At 50.5% G+C, this 17,368-nt stretch carries 17 protein-coding genes, 1 tRNA gene and 2 pseudogenes; 8 read left to right on the top strand and 12 right to left on the bottom strand.

Features of this window, described 5'->3' with window-relative positions; translation table 11 throughout:
* Positions 1-31: 31 nt before the first annotated feature.
* Positions 32-1,078: pseudogene (locus HU143_RS20450) on the bottom strand (IS256 family transposase).
* A 142-nt stretch (positions 1,079-1,220) separates the two neighbouring features.
* A complete protein-coding gene (locus tag HU143_RS20445) occupies positions 1,221-1,973 on the bottom strand; it encodes a non-specific acid phosphatase (RefSeq protein ID WP_023227601.1) in 753 nt (250 codons plus the stop codon).
* 555 nt (positions 1,974-2,528) lie between these two features.
* On the opposite strand from HU143_RS20445, the pseudogene HU143_RS20440 reads away from it, so the two are divergent.
* Positions 2,529-2,603, top strand: a pseudogene (locus tag HU143_RS20440) (helix-turn-helix domain-containing protein); the annotation flags it as partial.
* A gap of 78 nt (positions 2,604-2,681) precedes the next feature.
* Here the strand turns inward: HU143_RS20440 and HU143_RS20435 are convergent.
* From HU143_RS20435 to aspA, 6 genes are all read right to left on the bottom strand, one after another.
* A tRNA-Phe gene (locus HU143_RS20435) sits at positions 2,682-2,757 on the bottom strand.
* A 116-nt stretch (positions 2,758-2,873) separates the two neighbouring features.
* On the bottom strand, positions 2,874-3,449 hold the full coding sequence (locus tag HU143_RS20430; RefSeq protein WP_001188504.1) for a transcriptional regulator: 576 nt from the start codon (positions 3,447-3,449) through the stop codon (positions 2,874-2,876).
* Positions 3,450-3,485: 36 nt separating this feature from the next.
* Positions 3,486-5,189 (bottom strand): protein-disulfide reductase DsbD, encoded by a 1,704-nt coding sequence (locus tag HU143_RS20425; protein ID WP_001748740.1) that lies wholly within the window; start codon positions 5,187-5,189, stop codon positions 3,486-3,488.
* Positions 5,165-5,512: a divalent cation tolerance protein CutA gene (cutA, locus tag HU143_RS20420; protein ID WP_000887832.1), complete on the bottom strand. Its 348-nt coding sequence runs from the start codon at positions 5,510-5,512 to the stop codon at positions 5,165-5,167. Before cutA ends, HU143_RS20425 begins: the two co-directional genes overlap by 25 nt.
* Positions 5,513-5,632: 120 nt before the next feature.
* The gene (gene dcuA / locus HU143_RS20415) at positions 5,633-6,934 is read right to left on the bottom strand and encodes an anaerobic C4-dicarboxylate transporter DcuA (RefSeq protein WP_000637595.1); all 1,302 of its coding nucleotides are present in this window, start codon (positions 6,932-6,934) and stop codon (positions 5,633-5,635) included.
* Between the two features lie 114 nt (positions 6,935-7,048).
* Positions 7,049-8,485, bottom strand: coding sequence for an aspartate ammonia-lyase (aspA, locus tag HU143_RS20410; RefSeq protein ID WP_000069440.1), 1,437 nt, complete (start codon positions 8,483-8,485; stop codon positions 7,049-7,051).
* 340 nt (positions 8,486-8,825) lie between these two features.
* On the opposite strand from aspA, the gene HU143_RS20405 reads away from it, so the two are divergent.
* Positions 8,826-9,302 (top strand): FxsA family protein, encoded by a 477-nt coding sequence (locus HU143_RS20405; RefSeq protein WP_001267291.1) that lies wholly within the window; start codon positions 8,826-8,828, stop codon positions 9,300-9,302.
* Between the two features lie 58 nt (positions 9,303-9,360).
* Here the strand turns inward: HU143_RS20405 and yjeH are convergent, their stop codons facing one another.
* A complete protein-coding gene (yjeH, locus tag HU143_RS20400; protein ID WP_023227722.1) occupies positions 9,361-10,602 on the bottom strand; it encodes an L-methionine/branched-chain amino acid transporter in 1,242 nt (413 codons plus the stop codon).
* A gap of 275 nt (positions 10,603-10,877) precedes the next feature.
* Here yjeH and HU143_RS20395 point away from each other — a divergent pair, with 275 nt between their 5' ends.
* The 3 genes from HU143_RS20395 to HU143_RS20385 all read left to right on the top strand — a co-directional run bounded on the left by HU143_RS20395 (position 10,878) and on the right by HU143_RS20385 (position 13,458).
* Positions 10,878-11,171, top strand: coding sequence for a co-chaperone GroES (locus HU143_RS20395; protein WP_000027827.1), 294 nt, complete (start codon positions 10,878-10,880; stop codon positions 11,169-11,171).
* A gap of 43 nt (positions 11,172-11,214) precedes the next feature.
* Positions 11,215-12,861 (top strand): chaperonin GroEL, encoded by a 1,647-nt coding sequence (gene groL, locus HU143_RS20390; RefSeq protein ID WP_000729126.1) that lies wholly within the window; start codon positions 11,215-11,217, stop codon positions 12,859-12,861.
* Positions 12,862-13,104: 243 nt separating this feature from the next.
* Complete coding sequence (locus HU143_RS20385) at positions 13,105-13,458, top strand: DUF4156 domain-containing protein (protein ID WP_000558210.1); 354 nt, start codon at positions 13,105-13,107, stop codon at positions 13,456-13,458.
* Between the two features lie 47 nt (positions 13,459-13,505).
* Here HU143_RS20385 and HU143_RS20380 read toward each other — a convergent pair whose 3' ends face one another.
* The gene (locus HU143_RS20380; protein WP_001229227.1) at positions 13,506-14,363 is read right to left on the bottom strand and encodes a YjeJ family protein; all 858 of its coding nucleotides are present in this window, start codon (positions 14,361-14,363) and stop codon (positions 13,506-13,508) included.
* A gap of 281 nt (positions 14,364-14,644) precedes the next feature.
* Positions 14,645-15,673, bottom strand: coding sequence for an EF-P beta-lysylation protein EpmB (epmB, locus tag HU143_RS20375; RefSeq protein WP_017441214.1), 1,029 nt, complete (start codon positions 15,671-15,673; stop codon positions 14,645-14,647).
* Between the two features lie 40 nt (positions 15,674-15,713).
* Here epmB and efp point away from each other — a divergent pair, with 40 nt between their 5' ends.
* The 3 genes from efp (at position 15,714) to ecnB (ending at position 16,730) form a co-directional block, all read left to right on the top strand.
* Positions 15,714-16,280 (top strand): elongation factor P, encoded by a 567-nt coding sequence (gene efp / locus HU143_RS20370; RefSeq protein ID WP_000257282.1) that lies wholly within the window; start codon positions 15,714-15,716, stop codon positions 16,278-16,280.
* A 61-nt stretch (positions 16,281-16,341) separates the two neighbouring features.
* Positions 16,342-16,476 carry an entericidin A/B family lipoprotein gene (locus tag HU143_RS20365; protein WP_001595192.1) on the top strand — a complete coding sequence of 45 codons (135 nt, stop codon included), beginning with the start codon at positions 16,342-16,344 and terminating at the stop codon, positions 16,474-16,476.
* A 107-nt stretch (positions 16,477-16,583) separates the two neighbouring features.
* On the top strand, positions 16,584-16,730 hold the full coding sequence (gene ecnB, locus HU143_RS20360; RefSeq protein WP_000239598.1) for a lipoprotein toxin entericidin B: 147 nt from the start codon (positions 16,584-16,586) through the stop codon (positions 16,728-16,730).
* 30 nt (positions 16,731-16,760) lie between these two features.
* Here the strand turns inward: ecnB and HU143_RS20355 are convergent, their stop codons facing one another.
* The gene (locus HU143_RS20355; RefSeq protein ID WP_000912959.1) at positions 16,761-17,348 is read right to left on the bottom strand and encodes a helix-turn-helix transcriptional regulator; all 588 of its coding nucleotides are present in this window, start codon (positions 17,346-17,348) and stop codon (positions 16,761-16,763) included.
* Positions 17,349-17,368 lie beyond the last annotated feature (20 nt).

Here is a 17,368-nt window from a genome sequence, read left to right as displayed (position 1 = left end):
CTGTCAGTAATTCTATATAACTGCCAATATATTAAAGGTGATTGCTCAGGCGGTCACCGAATTCGATAATAAAGCGGCCCATCGCCAGTCGCCAGTTCTGGATCGGCATACTCCATTTTTTTGATGCATCCTTGATTGCCAGATAAATAACTTTTCGTACCGAGTCATCCGTCGGGAACACTTTGCGTTTCTTAATCGCGGCACGGATCACGCTGTTCAGGGATTCGACTGCGTTTGTAGTGTAGATGGTAGATGGTCTTGCGGATATCCGGCGGATAACTGAAGAGCGTATTGAGGTTTTCCCAGTGCGCACGCCAGCTTTTGCTGATTTGCGGATATTTCGGGAAGACGCTGTTTATCGCATCCGGGAAGCCCTTCAGACCGTCCACACAGGCAATCAGGATGTCCTGAAGGCCCCGCTTTTTCAGCTCCGTCAGCACGCTTAGCCAGAACTTTGTGCCTTCATTTCCGGACAGCCACATGCCGGCAACGCTTTCTGACCTTCGGTATTGATCCCCAGCGCAGGGAAAACTGCTTTGTTTATCACACTGTCATTCTGATGAACTTTGACAACATACAGTCCATATAAACAAAGGGATACAGCGTATCCATTTGTCGGTTTTGCCACTCAGTGACCTGCTCTTTTACGGCGTCGGTGACTTTAGATATCAGCGTGGGCGACACATCGGAGTCGTACATTTCTTTGAAGGTGGCAACGATTTCGCGGGTAGTCATGCCTTTGGCGCAGAGGGATAAAATCTGGCTGTCCATCTGCGTAATGCGCGTCTGGTGCTTCTTAATCAGCTGCGGTTCGAAGGTATTTTCACGGTCACGCGGCGTGTTCAGTTCGATCTCGCTATTATTGCATAACACCGTTTTTGACGAGTAGCCATTGCGGGGGGGATGAGCCTGTTTTGGGCGCATTTTTCTCATACCCGGGGTGGTCAGGCAGCTCCGCATTGAGCGCTGTTTCGACGGTAAGCTTCGTCAACATGCGGGAAAAAGCATGGAGATCGGCTTCGGTTTTAAGGCCTTCAGCCACTTCAGCCGCAAGGGCTTTGAGTTTCTTTTCGTCCATAATTGCCTGTCTCTGTTACTGGAGTGAACATATCAAAAACAGGCACTTACACAATTTTAATTACAGTCTCACGCCCGGTCGCCCCTACGCAGTTGCACTTCCTTTCATTTGCTGTGGCCAGTTTGCGGGAAGACTTTCACCTTCAGTAATTAAGTTCGGGGCGTTCTTCTTTACTCAATAAATTATTTTTGTCGTTCAGCTCCTCACGGACTTTTGCCAGTGACTTCTGAAAAGCCGGGATTGTTTGCAGCCTTGCAAACTCTACTGCTCCCACATAACGGCCAGCATCAACATCGCTTTGCCAGTGAGCACCGCATATCACTCTGCTTTGCCCGAACTCCCATCCTCGTCTGGCGAGCTCCTGCGCGCGTTCCGGTCTGGCCTGGGATAATACTAATGCCAGAAGTGTACCATAAGCAGTATGCCCGGAAGGGTAAGAGCCATCTTTTCGCAAAGTATTCTCATCTTCAGGACGGCAGGTAGAATGATTAAATAAGACAAAGGGACGAGTACGCATATAATATTTTTTTGCCGAAGCAGTAGCGTAGTAGCCGCCCATTTTCAGAAGATTCTGTAACATATTCCAGGTTTCTGGCGTATCTTTGGGATTAATTTTAGCACCCACTACTGGCGAGAATATTCTGGCTATATTTTCCACGCTTACATCTGCATCCTCAGCAGCTTGTTTCCATCGTGGGGAACCTTTTATCGCATAGCCCTTAAAATAAGCCTCCTTATCATAGCGGAAAGCCGGATCATCATTACCTGGCGGTGGTGGTAAGTAGAACTGACTGTTCACTGATTCTTCAGGAGAATGAAAGAGTTGCACTGTTGCTGCTGATGTATATTTAGCTACGATCAGTGGTAGAAAAAATAGTAAATAACGACTTTTCATAAAGACTCACTCCGGATCAGGCAATAATAAACAGATGTGATTCTATAATGATTTATTGAAATGGTTATTCAACATACAGGTAAAAAAGCAGGACGCTGTACTGGCATTATCCTCTACCCATACCGGACTGATTGCAGCGGACAACAGAACAATACCGTACTTCCTGCTAACAGCATTTTGTTTAACTTTTCTCCCCGGTTGTTTTTTATCTGCGTGCCTGACTGACACGCATTAGGTTAAAATGTTTCCGTAATAACAAACTATGAATAAGTATTTTAAAGTATGTGCTCTGTTACCCCGACAACTACCACCAGTCATGATGTGCTGAGTATTAATTTATGATTATGAACAAGAGTCGTAAACAATATTTAAGAATAAAGAAACCGAAAAAGAAAAAATGCCAAAATTGGCGAAGGGATTATTGTTTTCAGTGATGAAAAAGTTCATGGCGGAGATATTGGATTCACTTGTCGGGGCTAGCGAACCGTCAGATGGAGTGATACGCGTTATTACTGGTAATAATCTCCCTGTAGCTAAGTAAGCTTTTGACCCAGGCCCAAAGATGAGCGGCTGATCGCCGAAGCGCTGGGCGTTGCGCCAGAGAAAATCTGGCCTTCTCGTTATAGCTAGTCAGGCCAGAGATGGGGGCTACGGATTTCCATTCTCAGAAAAGCAAAAACCCAGCCATAGGCTGGGTTTTCTGAATGGTGGTGCCCGGACTCGGAATCGAACCAAGGACACGGGGATTTTCAATCCCCTGCTCTACCGACTGAGCTATCCGGGCAACGGGGCGCATTAAACCGTAAAGGGGCGCGGTCGTCAACGGCTTTACACGAAAAAAGTGATAAAAGCGCGCTGACTGCCTGCTTTTCAGGCAAAATGCATAAAATCAGTACCCCGTCAGGTGAGCGCGCCACCCTGACGGCACTGTGCAAAACGCAGAATATCTTCCGCCAACCGCTGAGCGGTATCTACATCAGCCTGACTGCGGTTGACCAGCATTCGGCTGAGACAACCTTCCAGCACCAGCTCCATCTGCCTTGCGACCATCGCCGGATCGTCAATTTCCAGCGTGGTCAGTAGTTCATGGGTAAAATCATGTGCCGCGCGTTTTTGTTGATTAGCCAGTTGGTGAATAGGATGGGTTGGGTCGGGATAAAACGTACAGGCGGCAATGAACAAGCAACCAGGATAACGGTTATTACTGACACATTCCGAAAGCGCGCTGTAGCGTGCCAGTAGCTTTTGTTCAGCAGAAAGCGACTCATCAAGAAGAAGCTGGCGTCGCCAGATATCTACCTGCTGACTCAGATAACGTAGCGCGTCATATAAAATGGCTTCTTTATCTGGCCAGAAACGCTGTAATGTGTCGAGTGGGCGATTTACGCGCTCCGCCACCATTTCCAGCGTAGTATCGGCTATCCCTTGCGTCTCCAGTAATTTCAGGGCTTCTCCCAGAATATCTTCACGTTGCACGGTATTCTCCTCCGTCTTTGCTTTTGCAAGTGTCGCTCACGGTTGGCGATCGTGCAAATGTGCGCTAAAGGTGGCGGCGTCCATAAAGCCGGTGACTCGCGCTTGCGGCTGTTCCTGGCCTTGGGCATCAAAGAACAGAATGGTGGGCAGCCCGAGGACTTGCAGATGCTTTAACAGCGCGACGTCCTGCGCATTGTTAGCGGTGACGTTAGCCTGCAAGAGCACCGTGTCGCCGAGCGCCTGCTGAACCCGCGGATCGCTGAAGGTATACTTTTCAAACTCTTTACAGGCCACGCACCAGTCGGCGTAGAAATCCAGCATGACGGGTTTGCCTTTGGCCTGCGCCAGCGCCTGATTGAGTTCGTCCACGGTAGAAATAGCCGTGAAATTGAGGTGCGCTGGAGCTTGCGCGGATGGCGATCCGAACGCCCAATCCTGTAGAGGCCGCACGCTAATGAGCGCTGCCGCCAGCAGGATAATCTGTACGATACGCATCCACGCTCGTCTGGCCTGAAGGCTGGTGATAAAGGCCCAACCAAAGAAAGCGACGCCCAGCAGTGACCACAGACGTAAACCCCAAGCCTCGCCAATAATCCGCTCCAGTAAAAAGACCGGTAACGCGAGGATCACGAAACCAAAAGCGGTTTTAACATGCGCCATCCACGGGCCGCTTTTCGGTAGCAGGCGGTTGCCAAACACGGTGACCAGCATTAGCGGCAGACCCATACCTAATGCATACAAATACAGCGTACCGCCGCCCAGCCACATGTTGCCGCTCTGAGCGATATAAAGCAGGATCGCGCTTAACGGCGCTGTAGTGCAGGGCGAGCAAATTAATCCTGCAATCGCCCCCATAACAAAAACACCGCCGGGCGAGCCGCCTTGCTGACGATTACTCATTAATGTCAGCCGGGTTTGCAGTGAGGAGGGGAGCTGTAGTGTGAACAGGCCAAACATCGACAACGCAAGCAGGGTGAACACAATGGCAAGGCCGATTAACACATAAGGGTGCTGCAGCGCCGCCTGAAATTGTAATCCCGCCGCGGCGACGACCAGACCCAGTGCGGTATAGGTCAGCGCCATCCCTTGTACATAGATAAAGGCCAGCAGCAGTGCGCGCCCCGTCGACAAACGCTGCCTTCCCCCCAGGACAATACCGGAAATCAGCGGATACATGGGTAAAACGCAGGGCGTAAAGGCGATGCCTATGCCGATCAGCAGCGCCCAGAGCGCGGAAAACGGTAGCTGGGCGGCGGGTTTTGACGTCTCACTCGTCTGGGTGACAGCAGGCGTCGGCGTGGCGTCTATTGCCGCGGCAACTTCACTTAGCGGCACCGTTTTTGTTTCCGGCGGATAACAGAATCCCGCATCGGCGCACCCCTGGTACGTTACCGTTAGTGTCGCGCCAGCCGCCGCCTGGTTAACCGTTACCGGAACGTTTAGCCGCTTACGGTAGATTTCGCTTTTTCCGTAGAATTCATCTTCATGCCAGACGCCTGCCGGGAGTTGGACTGCGGCGATATCCGCTTTCGTCGGCGTGATACTGATTTGTTTACGGTAAAGGTAGTAACCCTCTTTTACCTGCCAGGAGAGGGTAAGATCGTGTTGATTTTGCTGAAAATCAAAAACAAACGCCCGGTCGGCAGGGACGAACTGCGAGCGACCCGGCGCGTCGAATAATCCGGCGAAGGCGGATGTGCTGCACAGCAGCAGGATCAGCGTAAAGATGCGTTGAGCCATGAGAGGTAATCAGTATCTCCGTGAGTAACAGGTAAAACCAGAAGTTCAGGCGTTTGATACGGGTGATGAGACTTCAGGCAGTCGATAAGCGCTTGCTGATGTGAAACGGTGGTTTTTAAGATCATTTGAACTTCATACTCCTGCTCCAGTTTGCCTTCCCAGTAGTACAGCGATGTCGCGCCGGGGAGGAGGGTGGCGCAGGCGGCCAGTTTTTCCGCCAGCACTTTGGCGGCCAGATCCTGGGCGGTAGCTTCATCCGGGGCGGTACAAAGCACCACAACGGCCTCGGGGATGGAAATATCCTGACTCTTAACATCAAGCATAAACACCTCGAAAGAACAAAAAGACCCGCAAGTGAACGGTCACTATACAACGGACGAGGGCAGGATGTTAGTCAAAGGGCGGGAGAATGCGGGGCGTGATACGCCCCGCGGGTGAAACACTTACAGCATAAAGCTGCCCAGCAGGAAGCCGAAGCAGACAGCCAGAACGACGCCCAGGGTGCCTGGGATGAAGAACGGGTGGTTAAAGACGAATTTACCGATACGGGTTGTACCGGTGTCATCCATCTGTACCGCCGCAACCAGAGTCGGGTAGGTCGGCAAAATGAACAGGCCGGAAACGGCGGCGAAGGAAGCGACTGCCGTCAGCGGAGAGACGTTCAGCGCCAGCGCCATCGGCATCAGCGCTTTCGCCGTTGCCGCCTGAGAGTAGAGCAGCGCGGAAGCAAAGAAGAAGATGACGGCCAGCAGCCACGGATGCCCCTGGATGACGCTACCCGCAGTGTCTTTGATCCAGTCGATGTTAGCGGATACGAAGGTATCGCCCAGCCATGCCACGCCCAGAATACAGATACAGGCGCTCATCCCTGCTTTAAAGGTACTGGAGTTGAGGATGGCGTCAGTTTCCACTTTACACAGGATGGTGGTCAGCGTTGCGACGCTCAACATGATGATCAAAATAGCGTTGGTGGTGTTCATCAGCGGTTTCTCAACCAGGCCGAGGCTCGGACTGTTGACAATCGCATAAACAACCACGCAAATAACGCCCAGCAGGAACAGCCAGACGGAATTTTTTGCCATCGGTTTGATTTCAATCTGTTTTTCACCACGCAGTTCAATCAATCCTTCTTCCAGACGTTTGCGGTAAATCGGGTCGTCCGACAGTTTGGAGTTGAACAGCATCGTGACCAGGAAGGACATCACCAGCACCGCCAGCAGCGTAGAGGGGATAACCACGGACAGCAGGTGAATGTAGCTAATGCCATGACCTTCCATAACAGAAGACATATACACCACGGCCGCAGAAATCGGCGAGGCGGTAATCGCAATCTGCGCGGATACCACGGCGGTCGAGAGCGGACGGCAAGGTTTGATTCCCTGCTCCTTCGCGACTTCGGCAATAACCGGCAGCGTTGCCAGGGAAATGTTCCCGGTACCAGCAAAAATAGTCAGGAAATAGGTCACAATCGGTGCGAGGATAGTGATGTATTTCGGGTTCTTACGCAGCAGTTTTTCTGTCTGGTTTACCAAATAATCCAGACCGCCCGCGACCTGCATAGCAGAGATCGCGGCGATAACCGCCATGATGATGGAAATGACATCGAATGGAATTGTCCCTGGCTTCACGCCGATGGCGGCAAGTACCAGAACACCCAGCCCACCTGCGAATCCAATACCGATGCCCCCAAGTCTGGCGCCCAAAAAGATTGCCAGCAAAACAATGATAAGTTCGACAACTATCATATTAGCCTTCCTTGTTGTTTAACAAGTTGATATTAAATTGTTGTTATTTGGTAACTTCTTGTAAGAAAAAAGGCACGTCATCGTGACGTGCCTCTTTGGTACTACCCTGTACGATTACTGTTCGCTTTCATCAGTATAACGTTTAGCTTTATAAGCCGGGTGCATCAAGTTCTGTACGGAGAAAATATCGTCCAGCTCGGCTTCCGTTAACAGGCCGCGCTCCAGCACAACTTCACGTACGCTCTTACCGGTTTCAGCACAGATTTTACCGACGATGTCGCCGTTGTGGTGGCCGATGAACGGGTTGAGGTAAGTGACGATACCGATGGAGTTATAAACGTACCCTTCGCACACTTCTTTATTCGCGGTAATGCCGTTAACGCATTTTTCCAGCAGGTTGTAGCACGCGTTGCTCAGAATGTGGATGGATTCGAACATCGCCTGACCGATAACCGGCTCCATAACGTTCAACTGCAACTGACCGGCTTCCGCCGCCATCGTAACGGTGGTGTCGTTACCGATGACTTTAAAGCATACCTGGTTTACGACTTCCGGTACAACCGGGTTCACTTTGGCTGGCATGATGGAAGAGCCCGCCTGCAGTTCCGGCAGGTTGATCTCGTTCAGGCCGGCACGAGGACCAGAAGAGAGCAAGCGCAGGTCGTTACAGATTTTGGACATCTTCACTGCCAGACGTTTCAGCGCGCTGTGAACCATAACATATGCGCCACAGTCAGATGTCGCCTCAATCAGATCTTCAGCCGGAACACAGGCGAAACCAGTGACTTCAGCCAGTTTTTTCACCGCCAGCGGAGAGTATTCTTTCGGCGTGTTCAGACCGGTACCGATTGCCGTTGCGCCAAGGTTGACTTCCAGCAGCAGCTCAGCAGTACGCTCGATGCTTTTCACTTCTTCTTTCAGCAGGATGCTGAATGCACGGAATTCTTGACCAAGCGTCATCGGTACGGCGTCCTGCAACTGGGTACGACCCATTTTCAGGATGTCCTGGAATTCAACCGCTTTACGTTCGAAACCTTCACGCAACTGGTTGATGGCATCGATCAGTTTGACGATAGAGGCGTAAACCGCTACACGGAAGCCTGTCGGATAGGCGTCGTTAGTGGATTGACATTTATTCACGTGGTCGTTCGGGTTCAGGTACTGATATTCACCTTTCTGATGACCCATCAGTTCCAGCCCGATGTTGGCCAGCACTTCGTTGGTATTCATGTTGACGGAAGTGCCCGCGCCGCCCTGGTAGACATCTACCGGGAACTGGTCCATGCACTTACCGTTGTTAAGGACTTCATCACATGCGGCAATGATGGCATTCGCCACACTCTTAGGAATGGTTTGCAGCTCTTTGTTGGCCAGCGCCGCCGCTTTTTTTACCATAACCATGCCACGCACAAATTCAGGGATGTCGCTGATTTTGTTATTGCTAATGTAGAAGTTTTCAATCGCTCTCAGAGTGTGAACACCATAGTAGGCTTCAGCTGGAACTTCCCTGGTACCCAACAGATCTTCTTCGATACGAATGTTGTTTGACATGTGAACCTTCTTTTTCAAGCTGCCAATGATTTTTACTTTAAAACACACAGGATATATGTGATTTCGAATGTTTTCTGACCGACGATTATCCCCTCCATCGGCCTGATAAACGAGATCATATGCTGGTTCAGAATTCCTACCGTAATCTGGATCACTTAAAGTGTGGGAATTTACCCCTTATTTATTATTTTGTGAAATAGGTCACCGCTTTAGTATTACTACCTAAAATAGGTGTACAAACCACTTGAAATTTTGCTACGCACCACCATATCGAATCGATGCGAATCGCAACCCCATTCAAATGGTCGTCGCAGACGGCCATGACTTACAGGAGAGTCCTTTGCGCTGGATACCCTTTTTAGCTGTCTTTCTCTATGTTTACATTGAGATTTCTATCTTTATCCAGGTCGCCCATGTGCTTGGTGTCCTGATGACGCTAATCCTGGTGATTTTTACGTCTGTTATCGGTATGTCGCTGGTACGTAACCAGGGTTTTAAAAACTTTTTGCTGATGCAACAAAAAATGGCGGCCGGTGAGAGCCCGGCGGCAGAAATGATTAAGAGTGTATCGCTGATCATCGCTGGCTTACTGCTCCTGTTGCCGGGGTTTTTCACCGATTTTCTCGGCCTTCTCCTTTTGTTACCGCCGGTGCAAAAACATTTGACGCTGAAGTTGCTGCCGCATTTACGTTTTTCCCGGATGCCGGGCGGCGGGTTTAGCGCGGGTACTGGCGGTGGCGAAACATTTGACGGCGAGTATCAGCGTAAAGATGACGATCGCGATCGTATTGAACATAAAGACGATCGTCGGGATTAAAGGTAGAGATGTTGGTCGGATAAGTCGCGTGAGGCGTTATCCGGCCAGCGGATGCGTCTTACGCCATGCGTTTTCGCTTCGGTAAAAACAGCCATAATGCAGCCAGCATGATAATGGCATATAAGCTTTTCCACCCCAGCATTGTCAGCAATAACAGGCACAGTAGACAACCCGTCACCGCCAGGGCATAGCAACGCCCTTTCAACAGTCGACAGCCCGCCAGCATACAAAGCAGATAGAGCATAATAAAAATACCGTTAGCATAGACGATCAGCGCATTGAGGTTAATCTTCAGGGCGTAGACGACCAGGGAACTCACGCAACAACAGGCCAGAATAACGTTTAACGCGTGCAAGGGAAGGCGCCCGGGAGAGAGTTGAGCCAGATAGTGGTCGGGCTGATATTGCATTTGCGTCCATATCAGACGCGCAAAACTCTGAGCATACACATTCAGGCTGGCAAAGCAGGTGAGATAACCAATAATGCAGGCTACCCACAACGCCTGGATACCGAAGAGATGAACAATAATAAGCGGTAGCGAGGCTGTTGCCGCTATCTTGTCGCTATAGACGCCAAAATGCAGCACCACGGCGGTACAGGTCCAATAAATGGCGCCGGCCAGCATCAGGCCAATGATCAATGCGCGCGGAAAATCACGTTCAGGATTTTTAAATTCAGACGACAAATGCGTAAAAGCCTCAATTCCCACAAATCCCCAGAACATGATCGCCAGGGCGGTACACAGCCGGGAAAAGGTGATTTCGTTTGCGGCTGGGAAGGTGATATCTGCAGGTTTAATCGCGCCTTTCCACAGAATGGCGGCAATAAGCGCGATAATTAATCCAGCGATAATGGCTTGCAGGTTGGCGCTGGAGCTGGCGCCGCGCGATCCCATAAACCATAGTAAACCTAGAGTACCCAGCTCCCCAAATAAGAGCTGTTCGCTTTGCCAGCCAAACAGCGCCTGGCCGAAACCCACCGCAATATGCAAGGCTGCGGGAAAACTAACAGGAATGACTGATAAAAACAGCCAACTGATCACCCGTTGCAGACGCGGGCCAAATGCCATCCCGACAAAATGCGCTACGCCGCCAGCGTGTGGAAAATGACGCCCCAGCACAGCAAAGACAATCGCAATAGGGAAAATCAAAATAATGAGCAGCGGCCATGCCCAAAGGCTGATGTCGCCTGCCGCCAGCGCAGCCAGCTCCGGAAGCGCAAAAACGCCAGTCCCTAATAATGATGTGGTTAACAAGATAACGCCCTGAACCAACCCAAGCTCTTTTTTTAGTTCATTCATCAGCTCATTATCCGGCGGCATTGTAACGTCAGGTGACGACAGACATTTTTAAGCGTATCACACACGCCTTTTCTTATAGCAGGATGTTCTAAACCTTGGGTAAACGTGAGATAAGTAGCGTTTTTACCGCTTTTTTCGCTCAGAAGAATTTTTTTTCATCTCCCCCCTTGAAGGGGCAAAACCCCATCCCCATCTCTCTGGTCACCAGCCGGGAAACCGTTTACGGGCCGGCGTCACCCATAACTGATAATGACTTTCTCAAAGGAGAGCTATCAATGAGTATTCGTCCGTTACATGATCGTGTGATCGTCAAACGTAAAGAAGTTGAGTCCAAATCTGCTGGCGGCATCGTACTGACCGGTTCCGCAGCGGGTAAATCAACTCGTGGCGAAATCATCGCTGTCGGTAAGGGTCGCATCCTGGACAACGGTACTGTACAGCCGCTGGACGTGAAAGTTGGCGACATCGTTATTTTTAACGATGGCTACGGTGTGAAATCTGAAAAGATCGACAATGAAGAAGTGTTGATCATGTCTGAAAGCGACATTCTGGCAATTGTTGAAGCGTAATCCGCGAACGACACTGAACATACGAATTTAAGGGAAAGAGAAAATGGCAGCTAAAGACGTAAAATTCGGTAACGACGCTCGTGTGAAAATGCTGCGCGGCGTAAACGTACTGGCAGATGCAGTGAAAGTAACCCTCGGTCCGAAAGGCCGTAACGTGGTTCTGGATAAATCTTTCGGTGCGCCGACTATCACTAAAGATGGTGTTTCCGTAGCGCGTGAAATCGAACTGGAAGACAAGTTTGAAAACATGGGCGCGCAGATGGTGAAAGAAGTTGCCTCTAAAGCGAACGACGCTGCAGGCGACGGCACCACCACCGCGACCGTACTGGCGCAGTCCATCATTACCGAAGGCCTGAAAGCCGTTGCTGCGGGCATGAACCCGATGGACCTGAAACGTGGTATCGACAAAGCGGTTGCTGCTGCGGTTGAAGAGCTGAAAGCCCTGTCCGTACCGTGCTCCGACTCTAAAGCGATTGCTCAGGTAGGTACTATCTCCGCTAACTCCGACGAAACCGTAGGTAAACTGATCGCGGAAGCGATGGATAAAGTCGGTAAAGAAGGCGTCATCACCGTTGAAGACGGTACCGGTCTGCAGGATGAACTGGACGTGGTTGAAGGTATGCAGTTTGACCGCGGCTACCTGTCTCCTTACTTCATCAACAAGCCGGAAACTGGCGCAGTAGAACTGGAAAGCCCGTTCATCCTGCTGGCTGATAAGAAAATCTCCAACATCCGCGAAATGCTGCCGGTTCTGGAAGCCGTTGCAAAAGCAGGCAAACCGCTGCTGATCATCGCTGAAGATGTTGAAGGCGAAGCGCTGGCTACCCTGGTAGTGAACACCATGCGTGGCATCGTGAAAGTGGCTGCGGTTAAAGCACCGGGCTTCGGCGATCGTCGTAAGGCGATGCTGCAGGATATCGCTACCCTGACCGGCGGTACCGTAATCTCTGAAGAGATCGGTATGGAGCTGGAAAAAGCAACCCTGGAAGACCTGGGTCAGGCGAAACGCGTTGTGATCAACAAAGACACCACCACCATCATTGATGGCGTGGGTGAAGAAGCTGCCATCCAGGGCCGTGTTGCTCAGATTCGTCAGCAGATTGAAGAAGCGACCTCCGACTACGATCGTGAAAAACTGCAGGAGCGCGTAGCGAAACTGGCAGGCGGCGTTGCGGTTATCAAAGTTGGTGCTGCGACCGAAGTTGAAATGAAAGAGAAGAAAGCCCGCGTTGAAGATGCCCTGCACGCGACCCGTGCTGCGGTAGAAGAAGGCGTGGTTGCTGGTGGTGGCGTTGCGCTGATCCGCGTTGCTTCTAAAATTGCTGACCTGAAAGGCCAGAACGAAGACCAGAACGTGGGTATCAAAGTTGCGCTGCGCGCAATGGAAGCTCCGCTGCGTCAGATCGTGCTGAACTGCGGCGAAGAGCCGTCTGTTGTCGCTAACACCGTTAAAGGCGGCGACGGTAACTACGGTTACAACGCAGCAACTGAAGAATACGGCAACATGATCGATATGGGTATCCTGGATCCAACCAAAGTTACCCGTTCTGCGCTGCAGTACGCGGCTTCTGTGGCTGGTCTGATGATCACTACCGAGTGCATGGTGACCGACCTGCCGAAAAGCGATGCTCCTGATTTAGGCGCTGCTGGCGGCATGGGTGGTATGGGTGGTATGGGCGGCATGATGTAATTGCCCACCCCCTGCATCCTTCAGGCTGCAGATGCGTTGGCTAACCCCAGTCACTTACTTGAGTAAGTGACTGGGGATTAACAAACTGGCCGCCTTCCTGCAACCAGAATGATTTGGGTGCTTATCTCCCAGAATTGAGAAACCCCCGGGCAGAAATGACCGGGGGTTTTTCTTTTAGTCATCTTTTTAGTATAAGATTCAGATACGGACAAAACGTCCAGCTCATTGATTATGGGGAATAACATGCACGTGAAATATTTAGCAGGGATCGTTGGCGCCGCGCTGCTGATGGCGGGTTGTAGCTCCAGCAACGAACTCACCGCTGCCGGCCAAAATGTACGCTTTGTCGAAGATAAGCCAGGCGCGGAATGCCAGCTAATTGGTACGGCAACCGGTAAACAGAGTAACTGGTTTTCAGGCCAGCACGGCGAAGAGGGTGGCTCAATGCGTGGCGCAGCGAACGATCTGCGTAATCAGGCGGCCGCGATGGGTGGAAACGTGCTGTATGGCGTAAGTAGTCCGTCACAGGGCATGTTGTCCAGTTTTGTCCCGACGGCCAGCGAGATGAACGGCCAGGTTTATAAATGTCCGAACTGATATGTCTGAATCGTAACGCCCTCTGAAAGATTCAGAGGGCGATATGGTTAGCGTTTTTCCTGCGATGACGCCATGCGTAGATTATGCAACGCGCGCATGCATTGATCTTGCGTCAGACGCGCTGCTTTACCGGTTCCAAGCGTTCTGACAAAAACCTTACACGGTTTTCCTTCCAGCTTTTTAAGACGCGGGCTGAAATTCAGCAAGCGGCGTGATATCGCTTCAGCTTCTTTAGAGCCTGACTGACTACGGGTCTTAATGATGGTGCCGCAATCATGCGATTGTCCTGCCTCATCCGTATAACGATAAACGAGCGCTAAATAATGGTTATACAGATTATGTTTCCAGTCAGGCTGGTTATAGGTATCGAATTCGATATTACCGTTTTCCAGGCAGTCAGCATCGTATAATGGTAAAAAGTCCAGCATTGAAGAAATACGCAATGCGAGCTCACGCATTTCGGCATTATTAATGGCGTGAATAATAGCCATCACCAGAACTTCAACCTGCCACTCACCGACCTGTAAATCAAGATGGCTACCATTGTGCAGCTTTAACGTAAAGGTTAATACTTTTTCTGTATTATCGCTCAACGCTAAAGATTCAACACGCTGATTAACATCGGCATTTTCCAGCTCCTCACGGAGTATTGCCGGAATATTCTCATGCATTTTAAGCACATGACTGCTTTTGGCTTTCTGGCGTTTTTCCTGCTCTTGTTCCGGAAGCGAGTGTTGTAAATAAAGCCGGTGTTCAAGGCCGATCAACAAGTCTCGCAGCGCGAGCACAGGAAAGAAAAGCAGTGTTTCTTTATTTCTCAGTGACTTCACCTTAAGCGCCAGCGCGATAAACTTATCATTGTGACGAATAACGCCGGTATTTAGTCCCTTAATCGTTAAGGCCATGTCAATTCTCCACAAATATAAAATAATTAAATGTTTTACTGCAATGTATTTGATATATAAATTGTTTATGCCGTCCTATAAAAAGGAGAACCAGTATAATTCGAAAATGCAGTACACGCTAAGCGAGTCCTAAAACGGACTTTATTGAAAAGAGAGTATCGGAAAGGTGTATTTAACGAAGATTAGTTTATCCTCGCCAGAGGGTGAGGAGAATCGCGGGGGAATCTCCTCGTGATATTGCGCGGTAATATTTTTCGTCGTCCCTGACGCGCCCGCGAGGATTAGCACTGCCGAAGCTGTAAATCCAGCGGTGTTTTGCTCGGTTCGCCGCCGATTTCACGCGCCAGTCTTGGCACCATATAGCCGGATACCAGCGTGAGCAGTTCGCGCATGATTTGCCGGGCTTCGTCATCGGTGACCATAAAATGCGCGGCGCCCTGCACTTTATCCAGCACATGCAGGTAATAGGGCATCACGCCGGCGTCAAATAGCGCGTTGCTCAGATTCGCCAGCGTTTGCGCGTTATCATTCACGCCACGCAGCAGGACGCTCTGGTTGAGAAGCGTGACGCCCACGTGGCGCAGTTTCTTCATCGCCAGGCAGAACGCCTCGTCCACTTCATTGGCGTGGTTGATATGGTTCACCAACAAAATTTGCAGACGTGACTGGTCAAAGCGGGCGACCAGTTCGTCAGTAATGCGTGCCGGGATAACGATAGGCAACCGACTGTGGATGCGTAGCCGCTTGACGTGTTTAATGGCTTCCAGTTGCGTGAGCAGCCAGTCCAGCTCATGATCTTTCGCCATCAGCGGATCGCCGCCGGAAAAGATGATCTCATCCAGTTCCGGGTGTGCGGCGATATACTCCAGCGCGACTGTCCAGTTGCGCTTATTGCCTTGATTCTCCGCATACGGGAAGTGACGACGGAAACAGTAGCGGCAATTTACCGCACATCCGCCTTTTACCAGCAATAGCGCCCGGTTTTGGTATTTATGCAATAATCCTGGCACCACGCTGTGTTGCTCTTCCAGCGGGTCGGTGGAGAAACCGGGGGCGACAATAAATTCATCCCGGGACGTCAGCACTTGACGTAAAAGAGGATCGTCAGGGTTGCCCTTCTCCATGCGCGCAATAAAAGCGCGCGGCACGCGGAGGGCAAACAAGCGCCTGGCGTCCTGTCCTGCCCGGAGGTTTTCATCAGCTTCAATCTGTAAAAGATGCAGCAGTTCGTCGGGATTGGTCACAACATCGGCAAGTTGCGCTAACCAATCTTCTCGCAATGGGGTATTTAGGGTTACAATATGCGCCATTTTGTGGCTTAGCTACCAGTTAACAATTTCAGAGGGCCTTATGGCGACTTACTATAGCAACGATTTTCGTTCCGGTCTTAAAATCATGTTGGATGGCGAACCTTATGCGGTTGAATCCAGTGAATTCGTGAAACCGGGTAAAGGCCAGGCGTTTGCCCGCGTTAAGCTGCGCCGTCTGCTGACCGGCACGCGCGTTGAGAAAACCTTCAAATCGACCGATTCCGCAGAAGGCGCGGATGTAGTCGATATGAACCTGACTTACCTGTACAACGACGGTGAGTTCTGGCATTTCATGAACAACGAAACCTTCGAGCAGCTGTCTGCAGATGCCAAGGCTATCGGCGACAACGCAAAATGGCTGTTGGATCAGGCGGAATGCATCGTGACCCTGTGGAACGGTCAGCCTATCTCTGTCACTCCGCCGAACTTTGTTGAACTGGAAATTGTTGATACCGACCCAGGTCTGAAGGGCGATACCGCAGGTACTGGCGGCAAACCAGCCACGTTGTCTACTGGCGCAGTGGTTAAAGTTCCGCTGTTCGTGCAGATTGGCGAAGTGATCAAAGTCGATACCCGTTCCGGCGAATACGTATCCCGCGTAAAATAATTTACGTTATCGGGAAAAATGGTGCAGCGTATGCTGCGCCATCCTATTTTTCGCGCCATCAATGATGAAACGCTTTATCAGCCTTGTCGCGCTGGTTCTTCTTACCAGCACATTATTAACGGCATGTAATACCGCCCGCGGCTTCGGCGAAGATATTCAGCATCTTGGCCACGCCATCTCCCGCGCAGCCAGCTAATCGCTTCTCGTCTTCCTAAAATTAGTCGATCGCCCGTCATTTTCTGGGATGTTGTCTATTATTAAGTTGCTATACACAAACAACATTGGCTAGAAAAGGAAGACATTATGGTTAAAAAGACAATTGCAGCGATCTTTTCTGTTTTGGTACTTTCCACTGTATTAACTGCTTGTAATACCACGCGCGGCGTGGGCGAGGACATCTCGGACGGTGGTAGTGCGATCTCTGGCGCTGCAACCAGAGCTCAGCAGTAATCATCAACGGTACGGCATGGCGTCGTACCGTTAATCGATTTTCTCCGGAAGCATAAGAAAGGGAGAATACCGGTTATCCATATGAAGTTTCATACGGATATTACGTTTATAGGTGTAAACCGTTTTCCCGTGAATGCCAAGCGCATACGCAATCTCTTTATTGCTGGTGCCTTCCGTCCACATCGCGAGCACTTTTTCCTCCTGCGGAGAGAGCAATGGCGTGGCGCTTTCCGGCGCTTCCTGCAGTGGATGAGTATATAGCGCTCCTTTAATTCGTTGTGCAAGCTCATGTAAAGGCGTGTGTTTAGATAACACTGCATGACTGGCATATTGCGGTCTGTACGGCATATTCCCTGACTGTAATAATACCAACGGCGTCATCCTGCAGGCGGCAAAAAATGCATTGATAGGCTGTTCGGGTAAGGCATCGTTGAGAAAACCATATAAATCAGCGATAACCAGATGGGGCTTCCATTGCAGAATATGTTCTTTCGCCAGTATAAGGTTATTCATCCCGGATACCAGCAGTGAAGAACTGAGCACATCAGTGTGATTAAGCCAGGCCTCCATGCCCGTACGGGTAAAGTGGCATCGGTCTATCACTAAAATTTTCAACATAGTTTTTTGCACCCGGAAGT

Origin of the sequence: Salmonella sp. SJTUF14076 (assembly GCF_015534835.1) — a bacterium.
GTDB lineage: Bacteria > Pseudomonadota > Gammaproteobacteria > Enterobacterales > Enterobacteriaceae > Salmonella > Salmonella enterica.
Note: the sequence above shows the minus strand (reverse complement) of the source record. Positions and strands in the feature narration are given on the sequence as shown.